A 1,785-nucleotide genomic window follows, 5' to 3' on the forward strand; every position below is an offset into this window, starting at 1 on the left:
CCTGGGCATAATCCGCCCCGGCGAACCCGCCGGCGAGATGGCCCTGATCGCCGGCATCCCGCACTCGGCCGACGTCTATGCCTTGCGCGATTCCGAAGTCTTCGCGGTGCCTAAGGGCGTCTTCTTCGAGGCCTGCGAGGCCGATGCGGCGGTCATGACCGAGCTGGCGCGACTGATGATCCTGCGCAGTCGCCAGACCGCTCGGCGCGGTCCCGTGGGCGACCCTTCCGTCTTCGGCTTCGTGGCCGTCGGTCGGCCGGGCCCGATCCGCCCGCTGGTCGAGCGGCTGGAACGCGAGATTGAGGCCCTGGGCTACCAAGTCACGACGGTGGGGGCCGAGGCCGTCACCGCGCCAACCGAGTGGTTCTCGGAAGTGGAACGGGTCCACGACTATGTCCTCTATGTGGCCGAGCGCGATGAGGCGACCTGGGCGCCGTTCGTGCCGCGTCTGGTGGACCGGCTGTTTCAGGTGGCCCGGGGTGATCGCCCGCCACAGGTGGAGGGCAGCCTGCCCAGCGCCGTGACCCTGCGCGAGCAGGGTCTTGTCGACCTGTTGCTGATCCAGCCCACCGGCATCGAACGGCCCTCCGGCTCGGAGGCGTGGCTGGACGCTACCGGTGCGGCCCGGGTGTTTCACGCCCGTCGCGGCCATGCACCCGACTTTGAGCGGCTGGCCCGCGTGATCACCGGCCAGTCGGTGGGGCTGGTGTTGTCGGGCGGCGGCGCGCGCGCCTATGCCCATGTCGGTGCGATCAAAGCGCTGCGGGAACGCGGCGTGCCAGTGGATTTCGTCGGCGGCTCATCCATGGGCGCCATCGTCGGCGCTGGCCTGGCCATGGGCTGGGATCAGGTGGAGATGGACCGCCGCCTGCACGAGGCCTTTGTCAACACCAGCCCGCTGGACGATATCGCGCTGCCCCTGCTGGCCATGACCCACGGGATCAAGGTGACCGAGCGGCTGCTCACCCACTTTGGCGACACCCAGATCGCCGACCTGTGGCTGCCGTTATTCTGCCTGTCGTCCAACCTGACCACCGGCGCCTACCAGCTGCACCGGCGCGGATCGCTGCGCCATGGGCTCAGGGCCTCCATCGCCCTGCCTGGCGTCATGCCTCCCGCCACCGACGGCCAGAACGTGCTGGTCGATGGCGCGGTGATGAAGAACTTCCCGGCCGACATCATGCGCGCCGCCCAGGCAGGGCCCATCGTCGGCGTCGACGTCACCACCTCGCGCAGCATCACGGCCGACGATGTCGCCCGGCCCTCATCCGTCTGGCGCTGGATCTGGTCGGGCCAGTGGCGGATGGGGCCACCTATCGTCTCGCTGCTGATGCGGACCGCTACCGTCTCGACCGGGCGCGACCTGGCGGCGGCGCGCGAAGCCACCGACGTGCTGATACAGCCGGACGTCTCGGGTATCGAAATCCGCGACTGGGGCGCCTACGATGAGGGGGTGGAGGCTGGCTATGTCGCCACCCTGACCGCACTCGACAAGGTCAGCCGCCCGGTGCCGCAACTGCGCCGCCGCCAGAGCCTGCGCGAACAACACGCCGGCGGCGCCGTCATGACCCCCTTCATGGCCTCCACCCGCACGGTCGTCGAATAAGGCCTTTCCAAGCGGGCGCGACTGGGGTCATATTCGGCCCTGTGTTCAACAACTGAAAGGAGGTGACCCAGTGTCTCATAGCAAAGGCCGCAAGGCTGTGACCGTGACCTGGACCTCCGCGTGTGGGGTCAGCGCCTAGCCTTAGCGCCAAGGCAAAGGTCGCGAACCGCTCTGCGGTC

General features: G+C 68.8%; 1 protein-coding gene. It reads left to right on the forward strand.

Features of this window, described 5'->3' with window-relative positions; all coding sequences use genetic code 11:
- Positions 1–1,606: patatin-like phospholipase family protein (locus RMO97_RS09130; RefSeq protein WP_310540507.1), on the forward strand; the 1,606-nt coding region annotated here is incomplete at its 5' end.
- Positions 1,607–1,785: the final 179 nt, after the last annotated feature.

It is taken from the genome of Phenylobacterium sp. (genome assembly GCF_031425575.1).
Classification (GTDB): Bacteria; Pseudomonadota; Alphaproteobacteria; order Caulobacterales; family Caulobacteraceae; genus Phenylobacterium.